Annotated in this window: 12 protein-coding genes; 8 read left to right on the top strand and 4 right to left on the bottom strand. The window is 66.0% G+C overall.

What is annotated here, in order from left to right:
- The first annotated feature begins 66 nt into the window (after positions 1-66).
- Positions 67-1,044, top strand: a complete 978-nt coding sequence (locus ACFQGD_RS09675; protein ID WP_345405270.1) for a pirin family protein — start codon at positions 67-69, stop codon at positions 1,042-1,044.
- A 42-nt stretch (positions 1,045-1,086) separates the two neighbouring features.
- Here the strand turns inward: ACFQGD_RS09675 and ACFQGD_RS09670 are convergent, their stop codons facing one another.
- Positions 1,087-2,490, bottom strand: coding sequence for an amidase (locus tag ACFQGD_RS09670; RefSeq protein WP_345405267.1), 1,404 nt, complete (start codon positions 2,488-2,490; stop codon positions 1,087-1,089).
- Positions 2,491-2,632: 142 nt separating this feature from the next.
- Entirely contained in the window at positions 2,633-4,315 is a 1,683-nt protein-coding gene (locus tag ACFQGD_RS09665) for a choice-of-anchor B family protein (protein ID WP_390221031.1), read from the bottom strand.
- Between the two features lie 383 nt (positions 4,316-4,698).
- Between ACFQGD_RS09665 and ACFQGD_RS09660 the strand changes: the two genes are divergently transcribed.
- The gene (locus ACFQGD_RS09660) at positions 4,699-7,776 is read left to right on the top strand and encodes a M14 family metallopeptidase (RefSeq protein ID WP_345392756.1); all 3,078 of its coding nucleotides are present in this window, start codon (positions 4,699-4,701) and stop codon (positions 7,774-7,776) included.
- Between the two features lie 270 nt (positions 7,777-8,046).
- Here ACFQGD_RS09660 and ACFQGD_RS09655 read toward each other — a convergent pair whose 3' ends face one another.
- A complete protein-coding gene (locus ACFQGD_RS09655; RefSeq protein ID WP_345392759.1) occupies positions 8,047-9,384 on the bottom strand; it encodes an HNH endonuclease signature motif containing protein in 1,338 nt (445 codons plus the stop codon).
- A gap of 229 nt (positions 9,385-9,613) precedes the next feature.
- On the opposite strand from ACFQGD_RS09655, the gene ACFQGD_RS09650 reads away from it, so the two are divergent.
- Positions 9,614-11,203: a serine/threonine-protein kinase gene (locus tag ACFQGD_RS09650; protein WP_345392762.1), complete on the top strand. Its 1,590-nt coding sequence runs from the start codon at positions 9,614-9,616 to the stop codon at positions 11,201-11,203.
- Positions 11,204-11,222: 19 nt separating this feature from the next.
- On the opposite strand, the gene ACFQGD_RS09645 is transcribed toward ACFQGD_RS09650, so the two are convergent.
- On the bottom strand, positions 11,223-11,843 hold the full coding sequence (locus ACFQGD_RS09645) for a hypothetical protein (RefSeq protein WP_345392765.1): 621 nt from the start codon (positions 11,841-11,843) through the stop codon (positions 11,223-11,225).
- A gap of 267 nt (positions 11,844-12,110) precedes the next feature.
- Between ACFQGD_RS09645 and ACFQGD_RS09640 the strand changes: the two genes are divergently transcribed.
- The 5 genes from ACFQGD_RS09640 to mimD all read left to right on the top strand — a co-directional run bounded on the left by ACFQGD_RS09640 (position 12,111) and on the right by mimD (position 16,984).
- Positions 12,111-12,341, top strand: coding sequence for a hypothetical protein (locus tag ACFQGD_RS09640; protein ID WP_345392768.1), 231 nt, complete (start codon positions 12,111-12,113; stop codon positions 12,339-12,341).
- 202 nt (positions 12,342-12,543) lie between these two features.
- Complete coding sequence (locus ACFQGD_RS09635; protein ID WP_345392771.1) at positions 12,544-14,196, top strand: ferritin family protein; 1,653 nt, start codon at positions 12,544-12,546, stop codon at positions 14,194-14,196.
- A 121-nt stretch (positions 14,197-14,317) separates the two neighbouring features.
- Positions 14,318-15,361, top strand: coding sequence for an NADH:ubiquinone reductase (Na(+)-transporting) subunit F (locus ACFQGD_RS09630; protein WP_345392774.1), 1,044 nt, complete (start codon positions 14,318-14,320; stop codon positions 15,359-15,361).
- 85 nt (positions 15,362-15,446) lie between these two features.
- Positions 15,447-16,616: a ferritin family protein gene (locus ACFQGD_RS09625; protein ID WP_345392777.1), complete on the top strand. Its 1,170-nt coding sequence runs from the start codon at positions 15,447-15,449 to the stop codon at positions 16,614-16,616.
- The gene (mimD, locus tag ACFQGD_RS09620; RefSeq protein WP_345392780.1) at positions 16,613-16,984 is read left to right on the top strand and encodes a propane 2-monooxygenase effector subunit MimD; all 372 of its coding nucleotides are present in this window, start codon (positions 16,613-16,615) and stop codon (positions 16,982-16,984) included. Before ACFQGD_RS09625 ends, mimD begins: the two co-directional genes overlap by 4 nt.
- The last annotated feature ends 114 nt before the right edge of the window (positions 16,985-17,098 follow it).

Genomic DNA, 17,098 nt, shown 5'->3' with positions numbered 1-17,098 from the left:
GGAATACCGCGCCCCTCCATGCGTTTGCATGGACAGCGTTCGTCTTTCCGTCGTCAGGAGGCAGTCATGCCAGCGGTGACCGTGGCCAATCCCGTTGTCCTGCCGCGCATCACGCGGCCGGGCCTGGACGCGACCGACCGTGCCCCGCGCACCATCGTGACCGCCCACAAACAGATGGAGGGTGCGGGATTCGAGGTACGCAGGCCGTTCCCCAGCGCGGACCTGCGCGGCGCCGACCCCTTCATCCTGCTGGACCACCTCGGTGAGGTGGCCTACGAGCCGCACGAGGCCAAGGGCGCTCCGTGGCACCCGCACCGCGGCTTCGAGACCGTCACGTACCTGCTCGATGGCGTGTTCGTGCACCACGACTCGCACGGCGGTGGCGGCACCATCGCCGAAGGCGACACCCAGTGGATGACGGCGGGCTCCGGCGTTCTCCACGACGAGTTGCCGTCCGAGGAGCTGGTCGTCAACGGCGGCTGGTTCCACGGCGTGCAGCTGTGGGTCAACTTGCCCCGCAGCAAGAAGTGGGTCGACCCGCGCTACCAAGACCTGCGCGGCAGCGAGCTGACGCTGCTGAGCTCAGACGACGGTGGCTCGCTCGTCCGGCTGATCGCGGGCGAGCTCGACGGCCACAGTGGACCCGGCTGGACCCACACCCCGATCACGTACGCGCACGCATCGCTCAACCCCGGTGCGCGGCTGAGCACTCCGTGGCCAGCGGACTTCACCGCGATGGTCTACGTACTGTCCGGCTCCGGCCGCGTCGGCCACGAGGGTCGGCCGCTGCGCGAAGGCCAGCTCGCGGTGCTCGGCCATGGCGAGGCGATCACGCTGATCGCGGACGACAAGCAGGACAACCGCACCGGTGCGTGGGAGGTGCTGCTACTCGGTGGGCAGCCGCTCAACGAGCGCACGGTGCAGTATGGGCCGTTCGTGATGAACGACGAGCAGGAAATCCTCCAGGCGATTCAGGATTTCCAGGCTGGGAGGATGGGAACGGTGCCCGCCGAGCACGCCAGCCCGGGACGGCCGGGGTCGTAAGGCCCGAGGCCGTGCCCGCTACGGCCCGCCGGTCCCGCCGCGTTAATCCTGGATCCGCCGGAACGGACGCTCCTGTTCCAGCGCGTACGCGACGTCCAGGAGCGTCCGCTCGTCACCGACGGCGGCGGAGAACTGCACCCCGATCGGCAACCCCTCCTCGGACGCACCCATCGGCAGCGAGATGGCTGGACCGCCGGAGACGTTGTTCAGCGGCGTGAACGCCACGTATTGCTGGAGACGTTCCAGCAGCTCACCGAACGGCAACGTCGGACTGAGGTGGCCGAGCTTCGGCGTCACGTGCGCCAGCACCGGCGACAGGATCAGGTCGTGCCGCGCGAACGCCGCCGCGTAGGCACGCTTGATCTTGGCCAGCCGGTACAGCGTCGTCGGGGTGCGGTGCAGCTCGCGCTGGTACAGGTCGTGCAGGCCCCGGCTGAGGTTGTCCATCTTGCTGGCGTCGAAATCACGGTCGATGACGAACCGGCCGAACCGGCTGACCATGAACGACAGCATGCCCCAGTAGCGGGTGAAGTCGCGGACGAACCCGGCGTCGACCGGCAGCGGTACCGGTTCGACGTGGTGACCGAGCTTCTCCAGCACGGCGGCGGTGTCCTCGACCGCGGCGCGCGTCTCCGGGCAGGTCCTCGCACCGGACACCGACTCCAGCAGCAGCCCGATCCGTAGCGTCCGGCCGGAGGGACCTTCGACGTGTCCCACGGGTGGCAGTTTCGGCGCGGGGCGGTACTTCTCGGCCGCCGCGAAGAACGCCGCCGTGTCCCGGACCGAGCGCGTCACGACGCCTTCGCCGATCAGGTTGATCGGCAATGTGCGAGCTTGGTCGCCATCGATAAACCTGCCGCGCGACGGCTTGAGACCCACCAGCCCGCAGCACGCGGCGGGAATGCGGATGGAGCCGCCGCCGTCGTTGGCGTGCGCGATCGGCACCGCACCGGACGCCACGAGCGCTGCCGACCCGCCGGACGACGCACCCGAGGAGAAATCGGTGTGCCACGGGTTGCGGGTGGGCTCACCCTCCGCGAACTCGGTGGAGGCGTTGAAGCCGAACTCCGGAAGCCTGCTCTTGCCCAGCACCGTCAGCCCTGTACCAAGGAACTGGCCGGTGAACGGCCCGTTCTTCGTGGCGGGCCGCGCACGGAACGCGACGGTGCCGAACCCGGTGGGCATGCCCGCGACATCGGTGTTGTCCTTGACGAACGTCGGCACGCCGGACAGCGATCCCGTCGCGGGCGCGGCATTTCGCGCCCATTCGTACGCCGAGTAGGTGACGGCGTTGAGCGTCTCGTCCACCCGCTGCGTCCTCGCGATGGCGGCGTCGATGACCTCGCGGGGACTGACCTCACCCGATGCGATGCGCGCCGCGATGCCGACGGCGTCGTCCTCACCGAGCACGTCGTCGGTGAACGCGTGCACCCTGGTCTCGGTCATCGCCAAGCCTCCTCTGTTCGCACGACCGTACGCCCAGTAGGTTACGCGCCAGTAGCCCATCCGCGAGTCCCGCGCTCTACTGCCGCGGCATGGGACTGCCCGGTGCGTCCCGCTCCAGGCGCACCGGGCAGTCCCGTTCCGGTCAGAGGTCGAGCGACCAGCGGTCGATGTGGCCGGTATCGCCGCTGTAGACGTCGCGTACCCGCAGCTTCCAGGTCCCGTCGGCGTCGTAGGCCGACAGGTCCTTGGTGTACGTCGTGTGCACGTCGTCCTGGTAGCCGAACCAGTTCGACGACTTCAGCCTGATGTCGCTGCCGTCCGGCGCGATCAGATCGATGACCAGGTCGCCTCGGTAGGTGTGCTCGATGTCGACCGAGATGCTCGCCGAGGACGACGCCGTCCTGCCGCAGCCACTGATCTCGATCGAGCTCGTCACCGCACTTCCCGCGTCCGGAATGCTCACGTTGGTGTCATTACTGCCCGAGCACTGCTCCGGGTCTGGGTCTGGGTCAGGGTCGGGGTCCGTCCCACCACTCAGGTCCGGCTTGACGACGACGAGCCCCTGCTCGATACCGCTGATGATCACGGTCCCGCTGTCGAAGTACGGGTACACGCTCCAGGCGCCGTTGAACTCGGCGGCGTTGCCGCTGGGGTAGATGTCGAAGTACGCGACCTCCGACAACGTGCCGCCGCCGACCTGCGTGACGTCGAGGATGCGCAGCCCGGCCTGGTAGTTGGCCTGGTAGACGTAGTCACCCTTGACGTACTGGTTGTGGTCGATCGCGGTCACCGACGACTTGTGCGTACCCACGTGCTCCGGATTGTCCAGATCAGACACATCGAAGATGTAAGTCTTCGTCTTCTTGTCCAACACATTGTTGGACTCGTCGAGTTCGTCGTCGAGGACGAAGTAGCGCTGGTCCTCGGTGAACCAGCCCTGGTGGGTGTAGGCCGCGCCGCTGTAACCGGTGCGAGACACCCGAACCGGGTTGGCCTTGTCGGTCACGTCCTCGATCGTGAGCGTGTCCTCATTGGAGTTCATACAGATCTCACGGCCCGCGTAGTCGGCATCCGGACCGGCGTAGTTCACGCACTGCGCGTCGTGAGTGTAGCCGTCGCCACCCACGCACCCGGCCGCGACCGGCGACTTCGGCGTCGAGATGTCAACGATGTGCGGACCAGCGTTGCACGTGTCGGACCCGACCGCGTACGCGTAGCCGCTATCGGTGTTGATCACGATGTTGTGCGCCGGACCGAAGTCATCGTAATGCGCGTCCTCGGTGAACGTCTGCGGCGACGACACACCCCGCAGCCGCGTCAGGTCGAACACCTGCATCCCGTGCCCACTAATGGCGTCGGCCACCACGAACGCGTGGTTCTTGTAGACCTTCACATCGCGCCAGGAACTGCTCTTCCCACCATGCGAGGGCAAATTGCCGAGGTAGACCGGCGAGGTCGGGGTGGTGACGTCGACGAACGCGGTCCCATTCGACCGGGTCATCAGCGCGTATTCCTTACCGGTACTGGGATCGGTCCAGCCCCAAATATCGCTACCATTACCGCCGCCGATGTCCGACAGCGGCAACACGCTCTGCAAATCCACATTTTGGCACGGATAGTCACCGGCCATGCCGTTCTCACACGGCACCTCGGCACCGGTGATCGCGGCCATCCGCTCCGCGGGTTCGTGGTCGGCCATGAACGCCGCGATCGCGGCGGCCCCTTCCTCGGTTTCCGGGTCATGCGCTTGCGCGGCGGGCGCACCCACCGACAGCGCCACCGCACCGGCTACCGCCAGCCCGGCGATTCTCGCGACAATTCGCACGAGCACGCTCCCTTCGATTTCGCCGCGTCGATTCCGGCACGGCGATAATGCGACGACGTCACCTCACCTATTCACACGAAAGTGCGAAAAGTGCGAATGAGCGTAAGCCGAAAAAGAGGTAACACAGAACCATCTTTATGGATTAAGAAGACAATGATCCACGAACATGGCCGAATTCATGACACCATTACGCGATACGCTGGCCCGAAACTACTTTCGTCGTGATCCGATCAGCGCAACGGCTCCCAACCATTCGTACTCGTTAAGAAGTACCCAAATAACGAAAAAATCTCGAAACTGTGACGTATAGCACAACCGGCGTACGCTCGCCTGCGGTCTCGATCACCCAGAAGGTTGAGGGGCACGCAGTGAGAAGATTATTGGTGACGATTGCGTCATCCCTGCTCATAGCGGCAGGGGCTGTCGCGACGACGGCACACGCGGAACCGCCGGACGGCGATCTTGAGGTCTACACCGCGACGGTGGCCGCCAAGCGCGCCGACGAACTGGCGCGACAAGGCCATGACATCGTCGAGACCCGCCAACGCGGCTCGAAACTCGAACTCGACATCGTGCTCGACGACAGCCAGCGAGACCAGCTGGCCGAGCACGGCGTTGATCTAGCGGTCAAACGCAACAAGCACGGTAAGACGTCCCGCCAGCTCGCGGTGGCTCAAGCGGAGAACGGCTACGACGTCTGGCGCTCGTGGGACGAGCGGGGCGGCATCCGCGACGAGCTGTACCGCATCGCCCAACGCAACCCGCACCTGACGAAGCTGAAGGTGATCGGCCACAGCCACCAGGGTCGGGAGATCATCGCGCTCAAGGTGACTCAGGGCGCTCGCGGCGTCCCAGACGGCACGCGGCCCGCGGTCCTGTACTCGTCGACGCAGCACGCGCGCGAGTGGATCAGCACCGAGGTCAACCGGCGCACGCTGCACTGGTTCATCGACCAGTGGCGCGCGAACAACCGCGACGTCCGCACGATGTTGCGGCAAACCGAGCTCTGGTTCGTGCTGGTCGCGAACCCGGACGGCTACCAGTACACCTTCGACAACGAGCGGTTGTGGCGGAAGAACCTGCGGGACAACGACGGCGATGGCCAGATCACCAACGCCGACGGCGTTGACCCGAACCGCAACTTCGATGAGCATTTCAAGTACGACGAGGAGGGTTCGTCCTCGCAGATCTCGAGCGCCGTCTACCGTGGCCCCGCCCCCGCGTCCGAACCGGAAACCCAGGCGATGCAGGGCCTGCTCGACCGGATCCAACCGGAGTTCCAGTCCAACTGGCACTCCTACGGTGAATGGATCCTCTATCCGCAGGGCTGGCAGATCGGCACGCCCGACGCGGACAACCCGCTGTACGTGGCGCTGGCCGGAACCGACGAGAAGCCCGCGATCGAGGGATTTGACCCTGGCATCAGTTCCGACGAGCTGTACGTCACCAACGGCGAGACGACCGACTACGCCGACTCCGCGAACGGCACCATCGCCTTCACGCCCGAGTTGGGCGAGGGCACGCCGGGCAGCGGCTTCGTCTTCCCCGACGACGAGGAGCTGATCCAGGCGGAGTTCGAGAAGACGTTGCCGTTCTCGCTCGGACTCGCGCGGTCGGCGACCGACCCGGACGATCCGGAGTCGCCGGTCGGCGTCTCGGTGGAGCCGTTCTACTTGAGCCAGGCCGATATCGATCCGGAGAACAACGCGCTATCGATGTTCGACTTCCGGTTCGACAAGTCTTACGGCGATCCGCAGGAGGTCCGGGTGCTTGCCAAGCGCAGCCTCGGTCCGGTGAAGCTGAAGTACCGCGTCAACGGCGGCGACGTCCAGACGGCGCCGACCAGCGAGTGGGCGTCCGGCGAGACCTACGGCGTCGGCAACGACGAGTACTACCACGTCGTGAGCGGCGAGGTCACCGGAACCGATCCGGGCGACACCGTCGAGGTGTGGTTCGAAGGCGGTGGCGAGTCCAGTGAGTCGTTCACCTACGACGCGGTGTCCGACAACGATGCCGACGTCCTGGTGATGGCGGCCGAGGACTACACCGGCGCGTCGCCGAGCCTGCCGTCCGACGGGCCGCGGTACCTCGGGTACTACACCGACGCGCTGGCGGCGAACGGGCTGTCGTACGACGTCTACGACGTGGACGCGAACGACCGCACCGCACCGGACGCACTCGGCGTGCTCGGCCACTACGACGCCGTGGTCTGGTACACCGGCGATGACATCGTCACCCGGGAGAAGGGCTGGGCACCCGGCAACGCGTCCAGCTTGGCGATGACGGAGTTGCTGGAGGTGCGCGACTACATGAACGAGGGTGGTCGCGTGCTCTACACCGGCAAGTGGGCTGGTCAGCAGTACACGACCAACGTAGGTTCGCAGCTCTACGACCCGTTCGAGAACGCCGAGTGCCGATCGGACCCCGCGATCCAGTCGCGGTGCCGCTCGCTGCCCGGCTCGGGTAACGGCATGAACGACGTCATCGAGTACTGGTTCGGCGCTGGCATCGCCAACCTCGGCGCCGGGATCAACCCGGAGACCGGCGAGCCGTACGGCGTCACCGGCACAGACACCCCGCTCAACGGGATGGCGCTCTCGCTGAACGGCGGCGACAGCGCGGACAACCAGGACACCGCGTCGTCGTTCATCACCACAAGTGGACTACTGCCCGAGGGTGAGTTCCCGCAGTTCGACAGCTGGGCGGCGGCGAAGTATGACCGTCCGGGTGGTCCGTTCGACCCGCACACCAGCGAGCACTATGTGTACTCGCAGATCGGTAACGTCGCCTACAAGCGACTGACCCGCACGATCACGGTGCCAGCGGACGGTGCGGAGATGTCGTTCTGGACGTCGTACAACACCGAGGCGGCATGGGACCACATGTTCGTCGAGGCACGCACCGCCGGCCAGAACGACTGGACCACGCTGCCCGACCTCAACGGGCACACGTCGACCGACACCGGTGACAGCTGCTCGGCAGGCTGGAACGACCTGCACCCGCAGCTCGAGCATTACCAGACGCTCAGCGCGGATGGCTCGTGCGACCCGACCGGCACGACCGGCGAATGGCACGCGGCGTCTGGCGGATCCGACGGCTGGCAGCAGTGGCGAGTCGACCTGTCCGACTACGCGGGCGAACAGGTCGAGATCTCCCTCGCCTACGCCAGTGACTGGGCGGTGCAGGGTCTCGGCGTGTTCCTCGACGACATCGAGGTGTCCACCGGCGAAGGCAGCACCAGCTTCGAGTCCGGAATGGACGGCTGGGAAGTGACCGGGCCGCCAGAAGGCAGCTCGCCGAACCCCAACAACTTCGAGCGCACCACCGCCGGTGGGTTCCCTGAGGGCGCGGTCGTCGCCACCGACGACACCGTCTACATGGGCTTCGGCCTCGAAGGGATATCGGACGCCACGAGCCGTGAAGCCGTGATGGGCAGGGCGATGGAGTACCTGCTCCGGTAGGTCTGGCACAGCGTCCGGCAACGGCGCCGCACGCTGGGTTCGACAGCGCAGGCCGCGAGGTTGGGTTCATCCCGACCTCGCGGCCTCGCGTGTCAGCATCAGGGACGGCGCAGGGCGCGGATAACCACGTGTCCGATGATGAGCCACACGAGCGCGGCGAAGCCGTAGTTGAGAATGCCATGTTTGGTCGGTTTTGGTTTATCTCGGGTATTCGCTGGATCTTTGACGGCGGACCCTCTTGGCACGCTGGTCAGGTTTGGACACTCATGTTCAGAACGGTGGTGGTCCGGGATCGGGCGGCTCGGTTGGTTCCGCGCCCTGCTCCGGCGGCTCGTGTTCGGGTTCGGGTTCGGCGATGCGGGGCGTGCGGGGCCGGTACTTCCGCCCGGTCGGTGTGGTGATGGTCAGCGTGTCGTCGTTGAACTCGAAGCTCCACCCAGGCCGATCCTTCAGCCGGTGGTGCCGCCGACAGAGACACACGAGAAGCTTGGCGTCAGTAGTGCCCTGGTATCGCCACTCGATGCTGTGGTCGGTATCGCACCGCCTCGACGGACGGTTGCACCCCGGCACCAGGCACCGCTGATCACGAGCCCGCACATAGTCACCGAGCTGCGCGGGCGGCTTGTAGCGCTTCCGCCCCATCTCCAACAACTGCCCCGTCGGGGGATCAGTGAGGATGCGTCGCCACGTACAACACGGATCGGCCGCCATCTCCCGCGCAATATCCGCCGGGATCGGCCCGTAACCCTCCAGATCGCCGGGCAGCTCCCGTGCGCCGAGTAGTGTCGTCACGGGGACGGTGACTTGGATCTGAACCTGCTTGTAGCTGTGCCTTTTGCCGAGTAGGAGTTCGGTGAGCACGTCGGCACGGATGGCGTCGAGGCTGCGCTCGTCGCGGCGTGTCTTGTCGGACTTCGCGATCGCATCAATTCGACCGTAAATCGCAGCAGCGGTGTCAGCCGGAAGGTAGGCACACAGGTCGGCCATGCCATTCTCGGTGAAATGCAACTCCAGCTTGCGGTTCTCGCGACTCCGCCGCACCCGCTCCGCCGCACCGTCGGGGTCGAGTTTGTCGACGCGGTAGCGCGCAGAGCGTTGGATCGCCGCCCCATCCCGACCGTTAAGGATCGGCTCCATGTCGGCATCGAGTTGGTCGGCATGCTCGTCCGAGAGCAACACACCGGTCTCGACCACCTTCTCCGCCTTGCTGGCGTCAACGTCGCCGCGCTCCAACGCTGCCAATAACCGCGGAAACCGCCGCGTGATCTGGGTAGCGAGCTCGATTTGGCGGTCGGCCTGGTGGCGGCCAACGGCTAGCGCGAGCCCGACTTCGTCTGCGGTCTCGCGGGCGTTGCCACGACGCTTGCGCAACTCCGCGACCGCCTTGAGCTGTACGGCCTGCACCCGCCCGATCAGACGCTGGGAGAGCTTCGCGACCTCCACGAGAGCATCCGCCTCGAACTCAGTCCACTCGACACCACCGAGGCGCAACACATCCTCCGGAGCGCACTGCCCATCAAGGAACGCATCCTCAGCCTCGGGCACGCCCTCCGAACCGCGATCGCCATCGCTGGACTCGTACTCGCCGTTGAACGGCGGCTCCGACATAGACCTCACCCCCTTGATGCGCGTTTGACACTGACTCGTCATCCCGCGCCTCCGGGGAGGCCTACAACCAGGATAGTCGAACTTGTATTCGACACAAGGATCTCGAAGCCACCCGAAAGGGTCGAGGCGCGCGACCACACAACGCAGGGGCCCGCCGCAGCCGCAGGGCGACCACCGGCGCGCTGCGGCTAACCTGGCCGGGTGGACAGCAGCACCGGAGGGGCGCACGGTGAGTGAGGTCGACGATCTGATCGCCGGTCGCTACCGGCTGCGCGCGATGCTTGGGCGTGGCGCGATGGGCGTCGTGTGGCAAGCCGTTGATCAGCGGCTTCACCGGACGGTTGCGCTCAAACAGCTGTCGCAGCCGAACGTCGATCCGCAGCACGCCGAACAGTCACGCCAGCGCGCCATGCGCGAGGGCCGGATCGCCGCGCGCCTGCATCACCCGAACGCGGTAGCAGTGCACGACGTCGAGATCGACAACGGCATGCCGGTGTTGATCATGGAGTACCTGCCGTCGCGAAGTCTCGCCGACGTCCTCGCCGAGCACGGCCGGCTGTCGCCAGCGGACGTCGCGCACATCGGTGCGCAGGTCGCGTCGGCGCTGTCCGCCGCGCATGCCGCCGGGATCGTGCACCGAGACGTCAAACCGGCCAACATCCTCATCACCGACGACGGCACCGCGAAACTCACCGACTTCGGCATCTCGCACGCGGCGGGCGACGTCGCACTGACGCAAACCGGGATGTTCGCGGGCACGCCCGCATACCTCGCGCCCGAGATCGCGCTCGGGCACCGGCCGACGCCCGCAGCCGACGTCTACTCCTTCGGCTCGACGCTCTACGCGGCACTCGAGGGCAGCCCGCCGTTCGGTGACGACGCCGAGAACCCGCTCGCGTTGCTGCACGTCATCGCCGCGGGTCAGGTGCGCCAACCGCAACACGCAGCCGAGCTCACCCCGGTATTAGCGGCGATGCTGAACGCCGACTCGTCGCGACGCCTCAACGCGGGGCAGGTGACCGAGGCGTTGCGAGCCGCAACAGCGGGTGCGCCGTTGCCGCCGTTCGTCGACTCCGCCGCGGCCCCATGGGCGACGTCCGGACTGGCCACCACTCCGGCGACGCCCACGGCCATGGGGGCGCCCGCGACGGGAGGAGCCAACGGCCCGGCGGGCACCTTGCTCGACGCGCATCCGATGCGGCAACCACCAGCCCCCGCCGTCCAGCAGCAGGGCGGTGCAGGCCGCCAAGGTCGCTACCTCGCGGCAGGGGTCGCCGTCGCCGCCCTCGCGGCGATCGTGCTGTTGGTATCGCTCCTAAGCTCAGAGTCACCGCCGGTCGCGCAACCCGCACCCGAGACCACGGCGTCCACATCAACGCGAACCGCCCACCCCGCCGACCTCAAGCAGGCCGCACTGAACTACTACTCGCTGTTGCCCGACCAGGCGGAACAGGCATGGCAGCGGTTCGCGCCAGCGATGCGGTCAAACGGAAAGACGGAGTATCTCGCGCGGTGGCAGCCGATCAGGCAAGTCGTAGTGTTCTCGCGACCTCGGACCACCGGCGACAACCAGGTCCACATTGGAATTGAGCTGCACCTGCCCAACGAGTCACGGGTCCGGGAGTTTCGCCGACTCTCGTTCACGACCGACACACCGAGACCGCTGATCACATCCCTCACCCTGTTGCACCGCGAGCGCATCGCCGCCCCGAAACCGCCCGGCCACGAGAAGAAGGGCGACAAGAAGGAAAAGAAGCCAGAAGGCTGGGAGGCCCACAAGGGCAAGGGCGACCGCGAGGAGAAAGAGGAGGACGACTAGGAAAGCCCTCGCTGCTTAGCTATTCCGACGTCGACGTCTCCTGTTCCGGCACCGCGACCTCGATGCGCGGGAGGTTGTTCAGCTCCGACGTGGGCAGCTGCTGCGCGGCGGCGTACACCTTTTCCTGATGCTCGGTGATCCGCTTGTCGACAAGCTGACTGAGCGCGTAGGCGATCGCGCCGGTCTGGCGCACGGTGCGACCGTCAAGGGCGGGTTGCGGCGTTGACGTGATCGCGATGCCCGTCGGCCTGCCGTCGTCGTCCTGAGCGACACCGATGTCGTACCGCTCACGCGGGTTGTGCACCGGATCGGCGTAATGCTTACGCAGTTTCCGCAACGCCTTGTGCCATTCCAGCACCTCTCCTTCCAGCTCCGTGGCCTCCACATCGGACTCTGTGAGGCACATTCCCCGCTCACCGCTGGTGAAACACCGGGAGTATGAGAGCAACGCCGTCGTCCACAGGCTCTCGATCACGAGATCATCGGTGGCGTCTCGCGCGGCCAACTCGGCAACGAGGCGCTCGCAGCAGCGCAGCACCGTCTGCAGTTCGCTGAAGATCGAGGCGAGATCGGCGAGCGCCCGTGCGGTCTGGGTGTTCAGTCGCCGGACGGCGATGGGGGTGTCCGTCGCGCTCGTCATGTCGCGGTCAGCCTCTCTGTTCGGTCGGTGACGTCGGCGCACTCGGCGCCTGTCGGCTCCGGCGACGCCGACCGCGGCGCGGGCACAGCGTCGATCGGCGTCTCCGGAGCCCGCTCAAACGCTAAGCCAGCGGCCGGGACCCGGGTGTCTCACATTGAGACGCCCCTACTGCCGCGACCGAGATGTCATGGACGGTCCAGCACACTGCGCGGCCGCCGTTGCGCACGGTATTTCGGCCAGCGGGGCCGCTCCGGCGGAAGGAATCCGATGCGCGACGAAACCTACAGCCAGTGGACGATCGTCAACATCGTCTTTCATCACCTCGTCGAGCAAGGGCTCCATCCCACGCTCGGCGACCACGGCGATCCAGGCGAGCGAGCCGCCGAGCTCTTACGCGCCCTGGGCATCACCCCGACCGCGACAGGCGATGCCCGGATTCAGCGCGACGTCAACGAGGAACTCGCCCAGCTCAGAGCGGTGCTAATGGACGATGGATGACGCGCTGTCGCGGCGTCGTCACCGGCCCTGTCTCATATTGAGACCCACGTCACAGCCGCGTGGCCCTCTAATCAACACCCACAGGACACATGCCACCTAACCGGCGCTCGTCCCCACCGCGCCCGGGGCACCGAGAGGCAGCCAACGGCGCGGTGGAGGCGACGCGGTCGCCGTCGGCGAGAGCGACGGGTAAGGAGTGATCATGAGCCGCCAGAGTGTGGCGAAGGCCCACCAGAAGATCCAGGAACTCTCCTGGGAACCGGTGTATCACGAACCGGTGTCGCAGTACGGAACCGACTACACGTTCCGCAAAGCGAAGAAGAAGGACCCGCTGAAGCAGGTCCTGCGTTCGTACTTCCCGATGCAGGAAGAGAAGGACCACCGCGTCTACGGCGCGGAGGACGGCGCGATCCGGGGCAACATGTTCCGGCAGGTGCAGGAGCGGTGGCTGGAATGGCAGAAGCTGTTCCTGTCCATCATTCCGCTTCCGGAGATCTCGGCCGCGCGCGCCATGCCGTTGCTGTTCCGCACCGTGCCCAACCCGGAACTGCACAACGGCCAGGCGATCCAGATGATCGACGAGGTAAGGCACTCGACGATTCAGCAGAATCTCAAGCGCCTGTACATGCAGAACTACATCGACCCCGCCGGGTTCAACTCGAGCCTGCGCAACTTCCACAACGACTACGCGGGCACGATCGGCAGGCAGTTCGCGGAGGGCTTCATCACCGGTGACGCCATCACCGCCGCCAGCATCTACCTGACGATCGTCGCCGAGACGGCGTTCACCAACACGTTGTTCGTCGCGATGCCAGCGGAAGCCGCCGCCAATGGCGACTACCTGCTGCCCACGGTGTTCCACTCGGTGCAGTCGGACGAGTCCCGCCACATCAGCAACGGCTACGCCACCCTGCTGATGGCGCTCTCGGACGAGAGCAACCACCAGCTCCTCGCGCGCGACCTGCGGTACGCGTGGTGGAACAACCACAGGGTCGTCGACGCCGCGATCGGCACGTTCATCGAGTACGGCACCAAGGACCGCCGCAAGGACCGCGAGAGCTACGCGGAGATGTGGCGGCGGTGGATCTACGACGACTACTACCGCAGCTACCTGGTGCCGCTGGAGAAGTACGGGCTCGAGATCCCGCACGACCTCATCGAGGAGTCCTGGAACCAGATCTGGCACAAGGGCTACGTGCACGAGGTCGCGCAGTTCTTCGCGACAGGGTGGATCGCCAACTACTGGCGCATCGACCCGATGACCGACGAGGACTTCGAGTGGTTCGAGCACAAGTACCCGGGCTGGTACGACAAGTACGGCAAGTGGTGGGAGAACTACAACCGCCTGTCCGTCCCGAATGGACACAACCCGATCGCGCTCGAGGACGTCGACTACGTCTACCCGCACCGCTGCTGGACCTGCATGGTCCCGTGCCTCGTCCGCGAGGACATGGTGGTGGACAAGGTTGACGGGCAGTGGCGCACCTACTGCCACGAGGCGTGCCGCTGGACCGATGCCGAGGCGTTCCGGCCCACCTACCAGGGCCGTAGCACGCCGAACATGGGCCAGCTCATCGGCTCGCGCGAGTGGGAGACGCTGTACCACGGCTGGAACTGGGCCGACATCGTCTCCGACATGGGCTACGTCCGCGACGACGGCAAGACGCTGGTCGCCCAGCCGCATCTCGACCTCAACCCGAAGAAGATGTGGACACTGGACCACCTGCGCAGGTGCCCGCCGTTGCAGAGCCCGAACGTCGTGCTCAACGAGATGACCGACGAGGAAAGGGCCGCGTTCCAGGCCGACTACAACCGGCAGGGTCCCGCCGGTCGGCCGGCTGGTGCGGTGTCCTGACACGGCGAGTGACCGCCACGACCAGGGGAGGGCCCTGTCCCATTGCCCGCGGGCCCTCCCCCTCCCTCGTGGCGCCAATCCGTCCGAGCCATCCGTCCGAGCGATTCGTGATGAGGCAGCCATGGCAGACAAACACCGGGTTCGATTCGAACCGGTAGGCGTCGAGATCGAGGTCGACGAGGACCAGAACATCCTGCGCGCCGCCGCCGAGCAGGGCGTGATGCTCATGCACGGCTGCAAGGAAGGCCAGTGCGCGTCGTGCAAGTCGTTCATCCTCGACGGCGACGACGTCGAGCACGACAAGTACTCCACCTTCGCGCTGCCCGACTTCGAGAAGGAGGAAGGCTTCACCCTGCTGTGCCGGGCGCACGCGTACGAGGACCTGACGATCGAGCTGCTCAACTACGACGAGGAGATGATCCGCTCTGGGCTGCCCATCCAGGAGGCGGTCGTCGAGGTGGTGGCCAACGAGCATGTCACCCACGACATGCGGCACCTCGTCGTGCGGTTGGTCGAGCCGGGCGAGCTGAAGTTCTTCCCCGGTCAGTACGTCGACTTCACCATTCCCGGCACCGATGAGAGCCGGTCGTTCTCGATGGCGAACACGTCGAGCAAGGAGGGCGGCCAGCTCGAGTTCGTCATCAAGATCTACCCGGACGGTCGGTTCTCAGAGTTTCTCGACACGCAGGTCGGTATCGGCGATCGGCTCGACATCACCGGTCCGTTCGGCGTGTTCACCCTACGGGACGCGCCGGACACCGAGCTGATCTTCGTCGGCGGCGGTGCGGGGATGGCGCCGATCCTGTCGTTGCTGCGCTGCATGGCCGAGCGCGGGATCAACCGGAAGGCGACCTACTACTACGGCGCCCGCACTCGCCGTGACTTGTGTTTCGACGACGAGCTGCGGGAGCTGGAGCGGACGTTGCCGAACTTCAGCTACGTGCCAGCACTGTCCGAGCCGGACGACGCCGACGACTGGGATGGCGCGGTAGGCCTGATCACCGACGTCGTCCGGGACCGGGAGTCCGACCTCAACGGCGTGCACGGCTACGTGTGCGGGCCACCGCCGATGGTCGAGGCCGCACTCGAACTGCTGCCAGAGCTCGGCATCGCCGAGGAGGAGATCTTCTACGACAAGTTCACCACGACCGGCGGCGAGGAGTGACGCCGATACGACCCGACGCCGAACCGTCCACCGAACCGATGACCGGCCTCGACGAGGCAAGCACGAACGGTAAAGGAACGAGCAGATGACAACCACGCAAGAACGCAGCGTGCCGAAACCGGTGTTCACCGACGCCGAAGCGGGCGCCAAGGAGTTCCCGGACTCGAACGCACGTCAGTTCAACTACTTCGTCCCCGCCAAACGTAAGCAGAGCCACTACGAGGACGTCACGGTCGAGGTGCAGCCCGACCCGAGGCACTACCTCTCGCAGGGCTGGCTGTACGGGTTCTCCGACGGCAGGGGCGGCTACCCGTTGGAGTGGACCGTGCTCAAGGCATGGGGCTCCGACCGGCCGGAGCCAGTGCGCGGGCCAGGGTCCGGCGGGCAGGGCTACGAGTGGCCAGCACACGGCTGGCACGAGTTCCGCGATCCCAACGAGGAGTGGGAGCTCACGCTGTACCGCTACAACGCGAACGTGGTGCGTCAGCTCAACCAGAACATCGAGGCCGCGAAACGCTCAAAGGCGTTCGAGCAGTGGAGCCGTAACTGGGTGCAGTTCGTCGCCCGCAACGTCGGTGCCTGGATGCACGTCGACCACGGCCTCGGTCTGTACCTGTTCGCCAACGCCAACCGGCGGGCGCCGACCAACATGCACAACACCGCCATCGCGGTGAACAGCATGCACAAGATCCGCTCCGCCCAGGATCTGGCGCTGTACAACCTGACGTTGTCCGAGGAGATCGACGGCTTCGACGGCACCGCGCACCTTGAGACGTGGAACTCGGACCCCGCGTGGCAGGGTGTACGGGAAGTCGCGGAGCAGCTAACCGGCATCGACGACTGGTGTGAGGCGATCTTCGCGGCGAACATCGTGTTCGAGCCGCTGGTCGGTGAGCTGTTCCGGTCCAACCTGGTGCAGCTGGCCGCGCCCGCGAACGGTGACTTCGTGACGCCGACACTGATCGGTGCCGAGGAGTTCGACTACGCCGAGCGGGACCTGCGCTATACCAAGCCGCTGTTCCAGCTGCTGATCGACGACCGCGAGTTCGCCCAGCACAACCGGCGGCACCTCGAACAGTGGCTGTCCACGTGGGTACCGCGCTGCCTGAACGCGGCCCGGACGATGCAACCACTGTGGTCGCTGCCGGACGCGAAGCCGCCACGTTTCGAGGACGGGCTCGACCGTGTGAAGAGCCGTTTCCAAGGAATTCTGTCCGACATGGATCTCCACGTGCCGAAGGAGCTGGACCAGTGACCACGTTCAAGACCGCGGAAAGCCCGTTCGAATCCAACAACACCGCATCCAACATGTGCGGGTTCACCTTGATGAACAACCAGGTCGGCTCGGTTGTCGCCGAGGTCATGGCGACGAAGCCGAACGCGACCGTCACCTACCTGCCTTCCATGATCCGCGTGGACGCCACCGGACGGCTCGACGTCCTCTACGACGAGATCGACGAGGCGGCAGGCGAGGAAGAAGGGTGGTTCGACCAGGCCGAGTTCGAGGAAAGCATGTCCACCCACTACGGCCGGATGATCCACGAGGACGACCGGACGATCATGTTCGCCAATCCCGAGGACGCCGCCGAGTACCTCGACTTCGACCTGAAACCAGTCAAATGACACGACAGCGCGAAGCGGGCCGACGGGCATTCATCACCGACTGCCCGTTCGGCCGCTTCCAGCTGGCGTGCCGTCCCCCAAACACAGTTATCGCGTGCCGGTAGCACTCGATCC

This window comes from Haloechinothrix salitolerans, from assembly GCF_042662605.1.
Classification (GTDB): domain Bacteria; phylum Actinomycetota; class Actinomycetes; order Mycobacteriales; family Pseudonocardiaceae; genus Haloechinothrix_A; species Haloechinothrix_A salitolerans.
This window is presented reverse-complemented; position numbering and strand designations above follow the sequence as displayed.